Origin of the sequence: Rhizobium anhuiense, assembly GCF_003985145.1 — a bacterium.
GTDB classification, from domain to species: Bacteria; Pseudomonadota; Alphaproteobacteria; order Rhizobiales; family Rhizobiaceae; genus Rhizobium; species Rhizobium anhuiense.
Window position 1 is genome coordinate 94,412 of record NZ_ML133528.1, and the last position, 15,109, is coordinate 109,520.

Below are 15,109 nucleotides of genomic sequence, written 5' to 3' on the forward strand. Positions count from 1 at the left end.
ATGTCCCGCCCTTGGGAGATTGCCGAGGCCTGCCCCTCATCCGCCTGCCGGCACCAACCGGGGTCGAGACGAGTGGTTCGACCCCGGTAAGGTTAGGGTGAGGGGCAGCTATCCGCGCAAGCGGGACAGCCTTGGCAAACACTCCACTATTCAGCTGGCTGAAGCTCGGCCGGCTCGAAGCGGTAGGTGGTCGAGCAGAATTCGCAGGTCACGGCGATCTCGCCGTTTTCCTGGCTGGCTTCGATCTCCTCGGCCGAAAAGCCCTTCAGCACGCCCTTGATCTTCTCCCGCGAGCAGCTGCAGCGGTCGAAGACGGCGCGCGGTTCGTAGACGCGGACGCCACGCTCATGGAACAGGCGGAACAGCAGCCGTTCGGTCCCGACCAGCGGATCCGTCAGTTCATCCGCATCGATGGTCTCGACCAGCGAACGGGCTTCGACCCAGGCATCGTCCTCGCCGTGCGGGCGGTTGCCGGTGTCGCCGTCGCCGCCGTGGAGATCCGGCTGGCGCATGCGCTCCGGCGCCTCCGGCAGGAACTGGGCGACAAGGCCGCCTGCCCGCCAGCGATGGCGCGGCTTGCCCGCCTCGTCACGATCGAAGAGTTCGGCCGCGGCCAGGCGCACGCGCGTCGGGATCTGTTCCGACTGGCGGAAATAGACGCCGGCTATCTCCTCCAGCGAGGTGCCGTCGAGCGCGACGATGCCCTGATAGGGCTGGCCGAACTTGCCCTGGTCGATGGTGAAGGCGAGCACGCCCTTGCCGAGCAATTGCTCCGGCTCGGTTTCACCTGCTTCAATCGCCTTGTTGAGCAGCGCCTGATCGAAACGGGCATAGGCGCGGACATTTTCCGGCGTCGAGAAATCGGCGACGAGAAGATCGACCGGGCCATCGCCCTTGGTCTGCACCGTGAACTTGCCGTCGAATTTCAGCGAGGTGCCGAGCAGCACCGTCAGCACGACGACTTCGGCAAGCAGCCGGGCGACGGGGGCGGGGTAATGATGGCGCTCGAGGATCGCATCGAGCATCGGGCCGAGCTGGACGGCACGGCCGCGCACATCCAGACCCTCCACCTGAAAAGGGACGACATGGTCATCGCCGGCGAAATCAAACTGGCCGAGGGCGGCTGCAGCTTCTGCCATGGCTTTCACTCCTAGTTTTCAAGCGACAGCCCAGCGTGGCTTCGCTCGCGCGGTCGCGAGTTTGTGACTCGCGACACCAGATTATGGTTCAGATCGCGCCCAGGCACCAAGCAAGAATCGACTTCTGCGCATGAAGGCGGTTTTCCGCCTCATCGAAGACTACGGATTGCGGACCGTCGATCACTTCGTCCGTCACTTCCTCACCGCGATGAGCAGGCAGGCAATGCATGAACAATGCATCATTGCCGGCCTTCGCCATCAAAGCCGCGTTGACCTGATAAGGCTGGAAGACATTGTGACCCCGGGCCCGATGTTCCTGATTCATGGAGACCCAGGTATCGGTCACCACGCAATCGACGCCGGCGACCGCACGGTCGGCATCATGGCAGAGCATGATTTCGGCGCCCTCATTGCGGGCCCAGTTCAGATAGTGATCCTTGGGCTCCGAGCCAAGGGGCACGGCCATGTTCATGCGATAGCCGAAGCGCGCAGCCCCTTCAACCAGCGAATGCAGCACATTGTTACCGTCGCCGGTCCAGGCGATGGTCTTGCCCTTGATCGGGCCGCGATGCTCTTCGAAGGTCATGATATCGGCCATGATCTGGCAGGGATGGGTGTCATCCGTCAGCGCATTGATCACGGGCACGGTCGCATGCTCGGCAAGCTCCAGCAGCCTGGAATGCTCGGTGGTGCGGATCATGATCGCATCGACATAACGCGACAGCACCTTGGCGGTGTCGCCGATCGTCTCGGCGCGGCCGAGCTGCATCTCGGTGCCGGACAGGAACAGCGTTTCGCCGCCGAGCTGGCGCATGCCGACATCGAAGGAGACGCGGGTGCGCGTCGACGGCTTCTCGAAGATCATCGCCAGCATCTTGCCGGCGAGCGGCTTGTCGCCCGTGCCGGCCTTGAAGGCCTGCTTGCGGGCGAGCGCATCGTTCATGATGGTTCTGAGATCGGCTGACGTGACCGCCGAAAGATCGAGGAAATGTTTAGGAGCCATAGTCTTGTTACCTGTGCTGCGCCCGCAGGCGGCAATCCCTTCAAGCCGTCTTCTTGACCTTGGAGGCGCGAATGCTCTCGGCAGCGCGCTCGATGCGGGCAAGGCCCTCGCGGGCTTCCTCGGCGGTGACCACGAGGGGCGGAAGAAGGCGGATGACATTGTCGCCGGCGGGCACGCCGAGCAGATGGGCGGCGCGGATCGCCTGCAGCAGTTCGGCTGAGGGAATGGCGGCCTTGACGCCGAGCAACAGCCCCTCACCTCTGATATCCTCGATCACATCGGGATAACGGTCCTTCAGCGAGGCGAGGCCCTGGCGGAAGACAAGCGCGACGTCGCGCACCTGCTGGAGGAAGCCATCGGCGAGAATGATGTCGAGCACGGCGCTGCCGACGGCCATGGCGAGCGGATTGCCGCCATAGGTCGAGCCGTGCGTGCCGGCCTTCATGCCGGAGGCAGCCTCTGCCGTGGCAAGGCAGGCGCCGAGCGGGAAACCGCCGCCGATGCCCTTGGCGACCGCCATGATGTCGGGGGTGACGCCCGACCATTCATGGGCGAAGAGCCTGCCGGTGCGCCCGACCCCGGTCTGGACCTCGTCGAGGATCAGCAGCAGGCCATTTTCGTCGCAGATCTGGCGAAGCGCCTTCATGAATTCGGGGGTGGCCGGACGCACGCCGCCCTCGCCCTGCACCGGCTCGATGAGAATTCCGGCGGTGGCATCGGTGATCGCGGCGCGCACCGCTTCGATGTCGCCGAAAGCCACCTGATCGAAACCCGGCGCCTTGGGGCCGAAGCCCTCAAGATATTTCTCCTGGCCGCCGGCGGCGATCGTCGCCAGCGTCCGGCCGTGAAAGGCGCCCTCGAAGGTGATGATATGGAAGCGCTCGGGATGACCCTTGGAATACTGATAACGGCGCGCCGTCTTGATCGCGCATTCGAGCGCCTCGGCGCCCGAATTGGTGAAGAACACCTTGTCGGCGAAGGTGGCGTCGGTCAGCCGTTTGGCCAGACGCTCCTGGCCGGGGATCTCATAGATGTTGGAGAGATGCCAGACCTTGTCGGCCTGCTCCTTCAGCGCGCCGACCACATGCGGATTGCTGTGGCCGACCGAAGTGACGGCGACGCCGGCGCCGAAATCGAGATATCGCTCGCCGCTTTCGGTGATCAGCCACACGCCCTCGCCTCGCTCGAACCGCAACGGGGCACGAGAATAGGTGTCATAAAGCGGCGCGGCTTCAGCCATAGCGCGATCTCCCATCGATGTTATCAAGCTCCGGACTCCGGCTAAGAAAACCAGGCCCGAAAAATCAAAAATGCCGCCTTGCGGCGGCGACTGGCACTATTTCCTTTTCGCGCTGCAATGTCAACAAAACTGCGCCCTTAGCGCATGCAGCAAGCTTGTACAGCAGCATTATCCGTCCTCAACAGGCATTATTGCAGAAATGCCACGCCGGGGCAGCAAGTTGGGGAAAACTTGAAATTCGATTCATCCGGATTCATGCGACTCTTGTCACGGAGTCAGCCTCACACTAGGTTAAAGTTCAATTACTAGACTGCATGCGGCGGAACTAGTCACCAAAATTGATCAAGCGTTTCTTGTTTCGGAGCCTTCCGGGACAACGGTGAGGGATTCTGCCATCACCAACGCAAAAGGTGGAGACAGGGCATGAACTGGACAGACGAGCGGGTCGAGAAACTCAAGAAGCTCTGGGCCGAAGGACTGAGCGCCAGCCAGATCGCGGCACAACTTGGTGGCGTCAGCAGAAACGCGGTCATCGGCAAGGTGCATCGGCTGAGCCTTCCCGGCCGTGCCAAGGCCGGCGGTACCGCCAATGCCGCCCGAACGCCGAAACGCAATACTTCTGCGCCGCGCGCGCCGAACTACGCCTCACGGGTCGCCACTCGCACCGTTACCCGCCAGCAGGGCGCGACGATGCTGAAGGAAGAGATCGAGATCGAAACGATCGAGGAAATGGAATACGTGCCGAGAGGCAACGTGGTCGTTCCGATTTCCCGACGCCTCGGCCTGACGGAACTGACCGAACGCACTTGCAAGTGGCCGGTCGGCGATCCGCTGAAGGACGACTTCCACTTCTGCGGCTGCGAATCCCCCGACAATTCGCCCTATTGCAGCTATCACCAGAAGCTTGCCTACCAGCCGGTCAACGAACGCCGCCGGGCAGCAGCGCGGGCCAGCTGAGCGGGTAACATCGCCGCACATGAGAAACGGGCCGACTGGCCCGTTTTTTTGTGGTTATTGGTTCGCGCGGATGGCTGCCCCTCATCCGCCTGCCGGCACCTTCTCCCCGCTTGCGGGGCGAAGGGGATATGCCGCGACCTCTCCGTTCCCCGCTAACCTGTCGCAGGGCACGTCCCCTCGCCCCGTTTTACGGGGAGAGGGTTAGGGTGAGGGGCAGACGCTAGCTCGAGCGACGTTGTCAGCAATCAGAATGGAGGCCCTCAGGCTTCCATCGAATAACCGGCGCCGCGGACGGTGCGGATGACGTCCTGCATGTTGGAGAAATTCAGCGCCTTGCGCAGGCGGCCGACATGGACGTCGACGGTGCGTTCGTCGACATAGATATCGTGGCCCCAGACACCGTCGAGAAGCTGCGAGCGGGAGAAGACCCGGCCCGGCGACGACATCAGGAATTCCAGCAGGCGGAATTCGGTGGGGCCGAGGCGGACTTCGCGGGTCTTGCGATGGACCCGGTGGGTTTCGCGGTCGAGTTCGATATCGCCGCATTTCAGCACCGTCGACAGCACCTCGGGACGGGCGCGGCGCAGCATCGCCTTGACGCGGGCAACGAGCTCGGGGGTCGAGAAGGGCTTGACGACATAATCGTCGGCCCCCGTCGAAAGCCCGCGGACGCGCTCGCTCTCTTCGCCGCGCGCCGTCAGCATGATGATCGGCAGGCGCTCGGTTTCCGGCCGCATGCGCAGGCGCCGGCAGAGTTCGATGCCGGAGACGCCAGGCAGCATCCAATCGAGGATGAGCAGATCGGGCGTGCGCTCCTGAAGCCGCATTTCGGCTTCGTCGCCACGAAGGATAGTATCGACCTCGAAGCCTTCCGCTTCGAGATTGTAGCGAAGAAGCACGCTCAGGGCTTCCTCGTCTTCAACAACTGCAACTCTCGGGATCATGCGTGTCGGTCTCCTCGCGCATGATCCTTGAACCGGGGATGGTTCAAGCAATGCACCCTGCGCAAATTCAGAATTGGCTGCGACCTCTTTGCGCGCCCCGGATGGGCGCGCACGCAAGCTTCTAGCCCGGCCGTCCGGCCCGGGCGGTTATTCGGTTACCGCGCCGACGGTGTTGGCGCTGTCGTCTTTCGGACGATCGCCTTCCGGCTGCGCACCTGTCGCCATGTAAAAGATCGTCTCGGCGATGTTGGTGGCGTGGTCGCCGATGCGCTCGATGTTCTTGGCGCAGAAGAGAAGATGCGTGCAGCTGGTGATGTTGCGCGGATCTTCCATCATGTAGGTCAGGAGCTCGCGAAACAGCGAGGTGTACATCGCGTCGATCTCGTTGTCGCGTTCGCGGATCGCGTTCGCCTTGTCGGCGGAGCGATTGGTGTAGACGTCGAGCACTTCCTTGAGCTGGACGAGCGCCAGCTCGGAGAGATGCTCGAGGCCGCGGGCGAGCTTGCGGGGAACGCCGGTGCTTTGGACGGCGATGACGCGTTTGGCGGTGTTCTTGCCGAGGTCGCCGACGCGTTCGAGATCGGCGGCGATGCGGATCGAACCCATGATTTCGCGCAGGTCCGCGGCCATCGGCTGACGGCGGGCGATGGTGACGATCGCCTTGTCGCCGATTTCGCGTTCGGCGTGATCGAGGATCACATCGTCGGAGATGACCTTCTGCGCCAGCGCGGTATCGCCGTTGACCAGCGCCCGCACGGCTTCGGCGACCATCTGCTCGGCCAGGCCGCCCATTTCGGAAATCCGCCTGGACAGGAACTTCAGATCATCATCATAGGCAGAATAAATATGTGTCGATGCCATGGGGCTTTATCCTCGAATAACGGGAAGGCTTGGTGACGCCAGGATCAGCCGAAGCGACCCATGATGTAATCCTGGGTGCGCGGATCGTCCGGATTGGTGAACATCTTGTCGGTGTCGTTCTCCTCGACGAGATTGCCGAGGTGGAACATGGCGGTGCGCTGCGAGACGCGCGCGGCCTGCTGCATGGAGTGGGTAACGATGACGATCGTGTAGTTCTCGCGCAGCTCGTGGATCAGTTCCTCGACCTTGGCGGTGGCGATCGGATCGAGCGCCGAGCAGGGCTCGTCCATCAGGATGACTTCAGGGCTGACGGCGACGGCGCGGGCAATGCAAAGGCGCTGCTGCTGACCGCCGGACAGGCCGGTGCCGGATTCATGCACGCGGTCCTTGACCTCGTTCCAGAGGCCGGCGCGCTGCAGGCTGGTCTCGACGATCTGGTCGAGATCGGCCTTCGACTTGGCCAGGCCATGGATGCGCGGGCCGTAGGAGACGTTTTCGTAGATCGTCTTCGGAAACGGGTTCGGCTTCTGGAAGACCATGCCGACGCGGGCGCGAAGTTCGACGACGTCGATATCCGGATCATAGATATCGTCGGTATCGAGCGTGATCTTGCCGGTGACGCGGCATCCGTCGATCGTGTCGTTCATGCGGTTGAGGCTCCGCAGGAAGGTCGACTTGCCGCAGCCGGACGGGCCGATCAGGGCGGTTACGGTGTTTTCGCGGATGTTCAGGTTCACATCGAAAAGCGCGCGCTTTTCGCCGTAGTAAACCGAGACATCCTTTCCGATCATCTTATACGGGACGTTGCTCATCTTGTGATCCAGCGCCTTTTCAACTGCAGCTTCCGTCAACATGTTCATGATGTTTAACTCCGTTTACCAGCGGCGCTCGAAGCGACGACGCAAGAGGATGGCGCCCATGTTCATGACGATCAGGAACAGGAGCAGAACGATGATGGCACCCGAAGTACGCTCGACGAAGGCACGTTCGGCCTCGTTGGCCCACATATAGACCTGTACGGGCAGAGCCGTCGAGGGATCGAGCGGCGTCGTCGGCGCGTTGGCGACGAAGGCGACCATGCCGATCAGGAGCAGCGGCGCGGTTTCGCCGAGCGCATGCGCCAGGCCGATGATCGTGCCGGTGAGGATGCCGGGCATGGCGAGCGGCAGAACGTGGTGGAACACCATCTGCATCTTCGAAGCGCCGAGGCCGAGGGCTGCGGCGCGGATCGACGGCGGCACGGCGCGAAGAGCGGCACGCGTGGCGATGATGATCGTCGGCAGGGTCATCAGCGTCAGCACCAGGCCGCCGACCAGCGATGCCGAGCGCGGCAGGCCGATGAAGTTGATGAAGACGGACAGACCGAGCAGACCGTAGACGATCGAGGGAACCGCGGCGAGGTTGTTGATGTTGACCTCGATCAGGTCCGTCAGCTTGTTCTTCGGTGCAAACTCCTCGAGATAGATCGAGGCGGCGACGCCGATCGGCAGCGACAGCACCAGCACGATCAGCATCAGATAGAGCGAGCCGATGAGGGCGACGCCAAGGCCTGCGGCTTCGGGACGGCTGGAGTTGCCGTTGACGAAGAGGCCGGTGTTGAACTGCTTGTGAAGAGCGCCGCTCGCCTTCAGCTCGTTCATCCAGCCAACCTGCTTGTCGTTGACCTTGCGGTTCTTCTCATCGACCGAAAGATCGATCTGGCCCTTGTTGGCGCTGTCGACATTGGCGTCGGCAAGCACCGTGACATTGACCGTCTTGCCGATGATCGACGGGTCTGACATGACCATGTCGCGCAGCTGGATCGGGGCGCTCTTCGACAGCATGGCCGAGGCATCGCGCACATCAGGGCGGCTTGCGGCATTGATGTTCAGCTGCTTGACGATCGCGTCGCGCAGGAGAACCGGATAGTTGGCGGCGATCAGCACCGAAGGGTCGGTCGCACGCTTGTTGTTCGGATCGATCGTCTTCTCCGAGAATTCGATCGGCAGGGTGATCGCCGTCTGCTGGAAGGCGGTGTAGCCCTTGCCGATCACCGTCCACAGCAGGATGAAGAGGAAGACGAGACCGAAGGTGATGGCGGCGATGCCATAGGCCTGGAACCGGCGCTCGGCGGCATAGCGGCGCTTGATGCCGATATCGCGGCGCGGTGGCGCCTTGGAAACGGTGACGCCGGCGGGAGAAACAATATCCGTCATTCGTACTGCTCCCGGTATTTGCGCACGATGTAGAGCGCATAGATGTTGAGGCAAAGCGTGATGCAGAACAGCGTGATGCCAAGGGCAAAGGCAACCAGGGTCTGCGGCGAAGTGAACTCGAGGTCGCCGGTCAGCTGGTTGACGATCTTGACGGTCACCGTCGTCATCGGCTCGAAGGGGTTGATCTGGATGCGGGCGGCAACACCGGCGGCCAGCACGACGATCATGGTTTCGCCGATGGCGCGCGAGGCGGTCATCAGCAATGCGCCGACGATGCCGGGAAGGGCTGCGGGCAAGACGACTTTCTTGATGGTTTCGGAGCGGGTGGCGCCAAGACCGAGCGAACCGTCACGCAGGGCCCGCGGCACGGCGGTGATGATGTCGTCCGACAGCGAGGAGACGTAGGGGATCAGCATGATGCCCATGACGATGCCGGCCGTCAGAACGCTCTGCGCCTGGATGAAATTCGAATAGCTGCCGGACAAAAGACCGCTGATCTGGGCGGAGAAATCGCGCAGGAACGGGCCGACGGTGACGAGCGCGAAGAAGCCGTAGACGATCGTCGGAATGCCGGCGAGCACTTCGAGAAGCGGCTTGGCGACCCCGCGCACCTTCGGCGAGGCGTATTCGGCCATGTAGATGGCGGCAAAGAGGCCGACCGGCACGGCGACCAGCATGGCGACCAGGCCGATGTAAACCGTGCCGAGCAGCAGCGGGATCAGGCCGAACTGACCGAAGGAGGAGCTGCCGGCGCCGGCAAAGCGCGGATCCCAGACGGTGCCGAAGAAGAAGTCGGCGGCGGGAACCACGGCAAAGAAGCGGGCGGCTTCCGACAGCATCGAAAGCACGATGCCGATCGTCGTCAGGATGGCGATCGAGGAGGCGAGCAGCAGGCCCCAGAGCATGACGCGCTCGACCCGGTTGCGGGCGCGGAAGCGCGGGGCGATGGAACGCAGCGCATAGAAGGCGCCAGCTACAGCCAGAATGAAGACGACGGCGGTCATGGCGAGGCGGCTCGTCATGCTCTTGGCGTTCAGCGTCTTGGCGGCATCGACCATGTAGGGCTGCGGCTGGCCGGCAAGCGGCACACCCTTTTCGAGGAGCTTGGCCTGCAGGGCGGCCGGATCGTTGGCGATTGCCGCGGCTTCATCCGAAGTCAGCATCGTCAGGCCGCGGGCGACGGTCGCCACCATCGAATAACCAAGATCCTGCTCGACCGAGGCCTGAGCCTTGACGTCAGCAGGGAAGGCGCTGCGAACCGAGGACTGGATGATGCCGGGGCTGACGGAGAGCCAGACGCAGAGGACGATGAGGGCGGGAAGAACAGCCCAGATCGCGGCATAGGCGCCGTAATAGGCCGGCCGTGAATGCAATGCGGAGGATCTGCCTCCGGCAAGCGCCGTGGCCCGGCTTCGCGCGACCAGATAGGCGGCGGCACCGATCACCACAAGGCACAAAAGTATGATGGATGTGCTCATTCGTTACGTCCCCAAGCCCGTGGCCCCAAAGCCCGGCAGCTTCACAGCCTGCCTTCAGCTTCCAATCATGCGGAATGAATTCAACCCTGCGGCCCGGAAATACCGGCGCGAGGGATAAGGCAATGCCGGCGCGGGTTTGAAGTCACCGCGCCGGCAAAGTGATTACATGGACTTGCCGGCTTCGACGTCCTTGCGGATCGCTTCGCGCTCGGCATCCGGAGCGGCAACCAGGCCGTATTCGACGAGCGGGCCGTCAGGGCCGATCATCTGGTCGGATACGAAGAAGTTGACGTATTCCTTCAGGCCCGGAACGGCGCCGAGATGTGCCTTCTTGACATAGAAGAACAGCGGGCGGGAAACCGGGTAGGTGCCGTTCGCGATCGTTTCCGTGGAGGGAACGATGCCGTTTACGCTGGCAACCTTGAGCTTGTCGGCGTTGTTTTCATAGAAGGAAAGGCCGAATACGCCGACGCCGGTCTTGTTGGCGGCGATGCGTGCCAGGGTTTCCGGATAGTCGCCGTCGATGTCGACAGCAACGCCGTCCTTGCGGACTGCGACGCAGGCCTTGCCCTGGGCAGCCTTGTCGGAGATTTCCTTGGCGATGACGTCGGTAGCGCCAGAGGCCTTGCAGCCGGCGGCGAGAACGTTCTGTTCGAAGACTTCGCGCGTGCCGTGCTTTTCGCCCGGGATATAGGCAGCGATATCAACAGCGGGAAGCTTCGGGTTGACTTCCGACCACTTCTTGTAGGGGTTGGCGACGAGCTTGCCGTCGACGACGACCTGGGCTGCGAGGGCCTTGTAGATGTCGGCAGGAACGTAGGCAACGTCAGGGTTGGAAGCGTCGGTTGCGAAGACGATGCCGTCGTAGCCGATCCTGACTTCCTGGATATCCGTCACGCCGGCAGCCTTGCAGGCTTCGGCTTCGTTCTTGTTGATCGGACGCGAGGCGTTTGCAATGTCGATGGTGTCTTCGCCAACGCCCTTGCAGAACTCCTTCAGGCCAGCGCCCGTGCCGCCGGATTCAACGACCGGCGTCTTGAAGTTGGTGAAGGTTTCGCCGAAGGACTCGGCAACGATCTTTGCGTAAGGCAGGACGGTGGACGAACCAGCAACCTGAATCTGGTCGCGGGCGACGGCAGCGCCAGCGAAAGCAGCAGTTGCAGCGAGCGCGGCAACGGTGAGCTTGAAGGTGTTCATGTAAATCTCCCGGCATTGGGCTTGTGTGAGTGCGGCCTGTAGAGAGGCCCTCGCAGTGCCTTTTTTCATCGGCGAGACTCTCTTAGCGGTTTAAGCACCGTCCTTTTATGTCAAAGCGATGAAACATTTGTGACAGCTTAAGCTGCTGATTTATAACGGATAATTTTGAGCACGCCGATCAATCGTGTCGGCGGACGGCAAAGTCCGGCGACCAATCCACCTTACGTTGTAGAAATCGGCTTCATATCCTGATGGGGAGACGGCGGCTTTCCGCACTACGTCCTTTCACCAAGGTTGTTCCGTGTGATTTGCCCCTCACCCTAACCCTCTCCCCGTAAACGTGGCGAGGGGACATGCCCTGTCAAAAGCGCACGGTGAAATCGGTGCCCTTGCCGACTTCGGATTTGACGATCAGCCGTGCGCGGTGGCGGGTGAGGATGTGTTTGACGATGGCCAGGCCGAGGCCGGTGCCCTTCTTCGAGCGGCTATCCTCGATGCTGACGCGATAGAAGCGCTCGGTCAGGCGCGGCACATGCTCGGCCGGAATGCCCGGACCCTTGTCGACGATACTGACCTCGACCGGCTGGCCGGTGCCATTCTTCAACCAGACGTCGACGATCTCGCCCTCCTGGCCGTATTTGCAGGCGTTTTCCATCAGGTTCTCGAAGACTTGGACAAGCTCGTCGCGGTCTCCCAGCACCTCGACCTTGCCCTCGGGCAGATGCAGGTTGATGTCGACGCCGACATCCCTTGCCAGTGGCGCCAGGGAATCCCTGACATGGCCGAGCAGCGGCACCAGGTCGATCTTCTCGTCCGGCGCGATGTGCGATTTCAGCTCCAGGCGGGAGAGCGACAGCAGGTCGTCGACCAGCCTGCTCATCCGCGTCGCCTGGTCGAGCATGATGTTGAGGAAGCGCGCCTGCGCCTTCAGATCGTTCTTCGCCGGCCCCTGGATGGTCTCGATGAAGCCGCGCAGCGAGGCAAGCGGCGTGCGCAGCTCATGGCTGGCATTGGCGACGAAATCCGAGCGCATGCGGTCGATGCGGCGGACCTCGGAAATATCGCGGAAGGAGAGGATGAAATAGCGCTCATGCGGCCCGTCCCCGGCCGCGAATTCAATGGGCGCGCTGCGGACGATATAGACGCGCTCGGAGGGCAGCCGCTCGGAATGCTCGATCTGGTTCGGCGCGTTGGTGGCGATCGTCTCACGCACCATGTCGAGCACGCCGGGCGAGCGCAGGCGGGCCGATATATGGGCTCCGAGCGCCACCTCGCCGAAGGCCTTTTCGGCGGCGCGGTTCTGGAAGAGCACCGAGGCATCGTCCGACAGCAGCATGACGGGGAAATCGAGGCCGGAGAGCGTGGCGGAAACCTCCGGCAGGCGGCTTGGCGGCAGCTCCGGCTTCATCTCCACCGGCGGGGCGGGTTCGGCCTCGATGATGGGCGCCTCGTTGAAAAGCGCGGTGAGGATCATCACCAGCAGAAGGACAAGCACAACCCACTTGTTCATGCCGGCGGCAAGCGCGATCAGCGCGCTGAGGATCGCCGCAAGCAGCACCGGCCGTTCGCGCCTTATGCGCGCCAACAGGCTTTTTCTCCATGGAGTTTCGTCTGGCAAGTGCCCTCGCGGCGTCGATTCGTTTTTCTTTATATTGGAACTCTGCCTGATAGCGGCAATTCATGACAGAAGTTTTCGGGCTGCCGCCCCGAAGCGAAAGGCCGCCACCGAAACCGACGAAAAAGTGCCGGCCATCCGCGAAAGATTTGATTTTCAACGGCAACTATGTTCGCCTGCGGGAAGAGAACAATCAGGCTGAGGAGGAACATATGGACGAGGACGTCGAAAACAGGGCCGTCGAGCTGGAGATCCGCGGAAAGAAACGCATCTTCGATGTCGACGATCCCGTCCTGCCGGACTGGGTGGAGGAAAACGCACTGGAATCCGGCGATTTTCCCTACAAGAAGAAGCTCAAGGAAGAGGACTATCTGGAGCAGCTGGAAAAGCTGCAGATTGAACTCGTCAAGGTGCAGTTCTGGCTGCAGGCGACCGGCAAGCGGGTGATGGCGCTGTTCGAGGGACGCGATGCTGCCGGCAAGGGCGGTGCGATCTCGGCCTCTTCGGCGCATATGAATCCGCGCCTTGCGCGCGTCGTGGCGCTGACCAAGCCCACCGAGCGCGAGCAGGGGCAATGGTATTTCCAGCGTTATGTCGCACAGTTTCCGACGGCTGGCGAATTCGTGCTGTTCGACCGCTCCTGGTACAACCGGGCCGGCGTCGAGCCGGTCATGGGTTTCTGCACGCCGCAGCAATATGAGGATTTTCTCAAGCAGACGCCGCAGCTCGAAAAGATCATCGCCCATGAGGGCATCTTCTTCTTCAAATTTTATCTCGATATCGGCCGCGAGATGCAGCTCAAGCGCTTCCACGACCGCCGCCATGATCCGCTGAAAGTCTGGAAACTGTCGTCGATGGACATCGCGGCGCTGACCAAATGGGGCGATTACAGCGATAAGCGCAACCGGATGCTGAAGGAAACCCATACGGATTTTGCGCCCTGGACGGTGATCCGCGCCAACGACAAGCGGCGCGCCCGCCTCGAACTGATCCGCCACATGCTGAACGCGATGGATTATGACGGCAAGGATAAAAAGGCGCTCGGCACGGTCGACGAAGAGATCATCGGCTCGGGGTCCGGGTTTCTGAAATAAGGCTTTCCGAAATAGGAGTTCACTGCCCCGGCAGGATGCGGATGGCAAAGAGGTTGATGCCGCGCGCCTTGCCGTCGAGATCGCTGTTGATCGTCAGCGTGCCCGGCGCATTCGGCGCCAGCGAGCGGTCGAACTTCACCTGCAGCAGCGCATCCGACTTTTCCCGGGTGACGTTGAAGCGATGGCGGGCGCAATTGCCGAGCGACTGGAAATTGCATTCGACGGTGACCTGGGTCGGCTCGTCGGTGGTCGATTGCAGCGTCAGCGCGATCGTCGAGGATTTGCCGGCAAGCTGCTGCAGCACCGATGACGGCACGCTGATCGAGATATTGCCATCGGCTGCACCGCTCTCGGAAATCAGGCGGATGGCGGGGCCGTCATTCTCGGCGATCTTTTCGGTGCGCGCCTTTGGACCGCTCTTAATCTTGTCGGCGTCCTCGGGCTTGAACAGCGGGATCCAATCGGCCGAAAAACTGTTCTGCGGATCGATGGTCACCGGCTGGTCGGTGGGAGAGGCCGCATTGCCGGCGCTGTCGTCATTGCCGGTGAAATCCTCGGGCTGGGTGCTTGCCGGCGGATTGGCAACGCTGGTGTCGCGCTCGGCTGCGGTCAACAGCAGGCCCGAGGTATGCGCCCACCAGGCGCCGATGCCGATAAAGGCCAGCAGCACGCACCAGACGAGCAGCCGCGAAAAGAATTTGCGCGGCTTGCGGCGGCCGGCCGCCCGCTCCGGGCGGAAATCCATGTTGGTGGCGCGCTGGCCGCGGGCAAGGCGCTCCTCGCCGACCGGCGCGGCGGCCAGATGATCGCCACTGCCGGCATGCACGTCGTCGAGGCTCGCTTCATCGCGACGGCCGAAGGTCACTTCGGGGGCGCGGGTCTCGCCCGACACGGCGGGACTGTCGATATCATCCACCTCGTCGCGGTGGACCGGCGGTGCGGGCATTTCCACGACCGGCGGCACGGGCACCTCAGGCGGCCTCTGGCGGGGATGCAGGCGGTCACGCTCCTCGCTTTCGATGGCGTGGATGGTGCTTTCCAGGCGATGGCGATGATGGGCAACGACCTCGGTGTCGGTGATATCCTGCTTGCGCAGACCGGCTTCGAGCGCCTGGCGGGCCGACTGGTAGATCCTCGCTCGAACCTCCGGATTGTCGCGATCGGAGTTTTCGAGCGCTGTTCTGATGGCCGTTTCTAATCCGCTCACATCCAGTCCTTCACCATGAACTCGGCATCGGACTGCAATCCCCGCCGTTCTCTCTCAAAATTCGGTAGCGTCAAGTGCGGCAAACCGCAAGCCTTGCAGGCCTGGCCGCGGTTGATCGGCGAGGATAATCGGCAGCTTTCAGCACATGCGGACCTTATTCTATCAGCCTTCTCAGACCT

General features: G+C 62.4%; 13 protein-coding genes. 2 read left to right on the plus strand and 11 right to left on the minus strand.

The window, feature by feature from the left end:
• Positions 1 to 146 precede the first annotated feature (146 nt).
• The 3 genes from EEQ99_RS20375 to EEQ99_RS20385 all read right to left on the minus strand — a co-directional run bounded on the left by EEQ99_RS20375 (position 147) and on the right by EEQ99_RS20385 (position 3,382).
• The gene (locus EEQ99_RS20375) at positions 147 to 1,139 is read right to left on the minus strand and encodes an Hsp33 family molecular chaperone (protein ID WP_028756984.1); all 993 of its coding nucleotides are present in this window, start codon (positions 1,137 to 1,139) and stop codon (positions 147 to 149) included.
• Between the two features lie 88 nt (positions 1,140 to 1,227).
• A complete protein-coding gene (gene argF, locus EEQ99_RS20380) occupies positions 1,228 to 2,142 on the minus strand; it encodes an ornithine carbamoyltransferase (protein WP_028756221.1) in 915 nt (304 codons plus the stop codon).
• 40 nt (positions 2,143 to 2,182) lie between these two features.
• Entirely contained in the window at positions 2,183 to 3,382 is a 1,200-nt protein-coding gene (locus EEQ99_RS20385; protein ID WP_048338255.1) for an aspartate aminotransferase family protein, read from the minus strand.
• Between the two features lie 423 nt (positions 3,383 to 3,805).
• On the opposite strand from EEQ99_RS20385, the gene EEQ99_RS20390 reads away from it, so the two are divergent.
• Positions 3,806 to 4,339, plus strand: a complete 534-nt coding sequence (locus tag EEQ99_RS20390; RefSeq protein ID WP_028756986.1) for a GcrA family cell cycle regulator — start codon at positions 3,806 to 3,808, stop codon at positions 4,337 to 4,339.
• 260 nt (positions 4,340 to 4,599) lie between these two features.
• Here EEQ99_RS20390 and phoB read toward each other — a convergent pair whose 3' ends face one another.
• The 7 genes from phoB to phoR all read right to left on the minus strand — a co-directional run bounded on the left by phoB (position 4,600) and on the right by phoR (position 12,599).
• A complete protein-coding gene (gene phoB / locus EEQ99_RS20395) occupies positions 4,600 to 5,283 on the minus strand; it encodes a phosphate regulon transcriptional regulator PhoB (protein ID WP_003545181.1) in 684 nt (227 codons plus the stop codon).
• 147 nt (positions 5,284 to 5,430) lie between these two features.
• A complete protein-coding gene (phoU, locus tag EEQ99_RS20400) occupies positions 5,431 to 6,144 on the minus strand; it encodes a phosphate signaling complex protein PhoU (RefSeq protein WP_028756987.1) in 714 nt (237 codons plus the stop codon).
• Between the two features lie 44 nt (positions 6,145 to 6,188).
• On the minus strand, positions 6,189 to 7,004 hold the full coding sequence (gene pstB, locus EEQ99_RS20405; RefSeq protein ID WP_003556197.1) for a phosphate ABC transporter ATP-binding protein PstB: 816 nt from the start codon (positions 7,002 to 7,004) through the stop codon (positions 6,189 to 6,191).
• 15 nt (positions 7,005 to 7,019) lie between these two features.
• Positions 7,020 to 8,339 (minus strand): phosphate ABC transporter permease PstA, encoded by a 1,320-nt coding sequence (gene pstA, locus EEQ99_RS20410; RefSeq protein ID WP_028756988.1) that lies wholly within the window; start codon positions 8,337 to 8,339, stop codon positions 7,020 to 7,022.
• Positions 8,336 to 9,817 (minus strand): phosphate ABC transporter permease subunit PstC, encoded by a 1,482-nt coding sequence (pstC, locus tag EEQ99_RS20415; RefSeq protein ID WP_127430987.1) that lies wholly within the window; start codon positions 9,815 to 9,817, stop codon positions 8,336 to 8,338. Before pstC ends, pstA begins: the two co-directional genes overlap by 4 nt.
• Before the next feature lie 162 nt (positions 9,818 to 9,979).
• On the minus strand, positions 9,980 to 11,014 hold the full coding sequence (locus EEQ99_RS20420; RefSeq protein ID WP_047617056.1) for a substrate-binding domain-containing protein: 1,035 nt from the start codon (positions 11,012 to 11,014) through the stop codon (positions 9,980 to 9,982).
• A gap of 361 nt (positions 11,015 to 11,375) precedes the next feature.
• A complete protein-coding gene (phoR, locus tag EEQ99_RS20425) occupies positions 11,376 to 12,599 on the minus strand; it encodes a phosphate regulon sensor histidine kinase PhoR (RefSeq protein WP_028756991.1) in 1,224 nt (407 codons plus the stop codon).
• A gap of 242 nt (positions 12,600 to 12,841) precedes the next feature.
• Here phoR and ppk2 point away from each other — a divergent pair, with 242 nt between their 5' ends.
• Positions 12,842 to 13,723 (plus strand): polyphosphate kinase 2, encoded by an 882-nt coding sequence (gene ppk2, locus EEQ99_RS20430; RefSeq protein WP_028756992.1) that lies wholly within the window; start codon positions 12,842 to 12,844, stop codon positions 13,721 to 13,723.
• Between the two features lie 19 nt (positions 13,724 to 13,742).
• Here ppk2 and EEQ99_RS20435 read toward each other — a convergent pair whose 3' ends face one another.
• The gene (locus EEQ99_RS20435) at positions 13,743 to 14,930 is read right to left on the minus strand and encodes a regulator (protein ID WP_127430988.1); all 1,188 of its coding nucleotides are present in this window, start codon (positions 14,928 to 14,930) and stop codon (positions 13,743 to 13,745) included.
• Positions 14,931 to 15,109: the final 179 nt, after the last annotated feature.

Excerpts from the sequence above, each read along its gene's own strand:
- pstA (WP_028756988.1), bottom strand. The coding sequence starts at position 8,339 with ATGACGGATATTGTTTCTCCCGCCGGCGTCACCGTTTCCAAGGCGCCA.
- phoB (WP_003545181.1), bottom strand. The coding sequence starts at position 5,283 with ATGATCCCGAGAGTTGCAGTTGTTGAAGACGAGGAAGCCCTGAGCGTG.
- phoU (WP_028756987.1), bottom strand. The coding sequence starts at position 6,144 with ATGGCATCGACACATATTTATTCTGCCTATGATGATGATCTGAAGTTC.
- EEQ99_RS20390 (WP_028756986.1), top strand. The coding sequence starts at position 3,806 with ATGAACTGGACAGACGAGCGGGTCGAGAAACTCAAGAAGCTCTGGGCC.
- ppk2 (WP_028756992.1), top strand. The coding sequence starts at position 12,842 with ATGGACGAGGACGTCGAAAACAGGGCCGTCGAGCTGGAGATCCGCGGA.
- pstB (WP_003556197.1), bottom strand. The coding sequence starts at position 7,004 with ATGAACATGTTGACGGAAGCTGCAGTTGAAAAGGCGCTGGATCACAAG.
- EEQ99_RS20375 (WP_028756984.1), bottom strand. The coding sequence starts at position 1,139 with ATGGCAGAAGCTGCAGCCGCCCTCGGCCAGTTTGATTTCGCCGGCGAT.
- EEQ99_RS20385 (WP_048338255.1), bottom strand. The coding sequence starts at position 3,382 with ATGGCTGAAGCCGCGCCGCTTTATGACACCTATTCTCGTGCCCCGTTG.
- argF (WP_028756221.1), bottom strand. The coding sequence starts at position 2,142 with ATGGCTCCTAAACATTTCCTCGATCTTTCGGCGGTCACGTCAGCCGAT.
- EEQ99_RS20420 (WP_047617056.1), bottom strand. The coding sequence starts at position 11,014 with ATGAACACCTTCAAGCTCACCGTTGCCGCGCTCGCTGCAACTGCTGCT.
- pstC (WP_127430987.1), bottom strand. The coding sequence starts at position 9,817 with ATGAGCACATCCATCATACTTTTGTGCCTTGTGGTGATCGGTGCCGCC.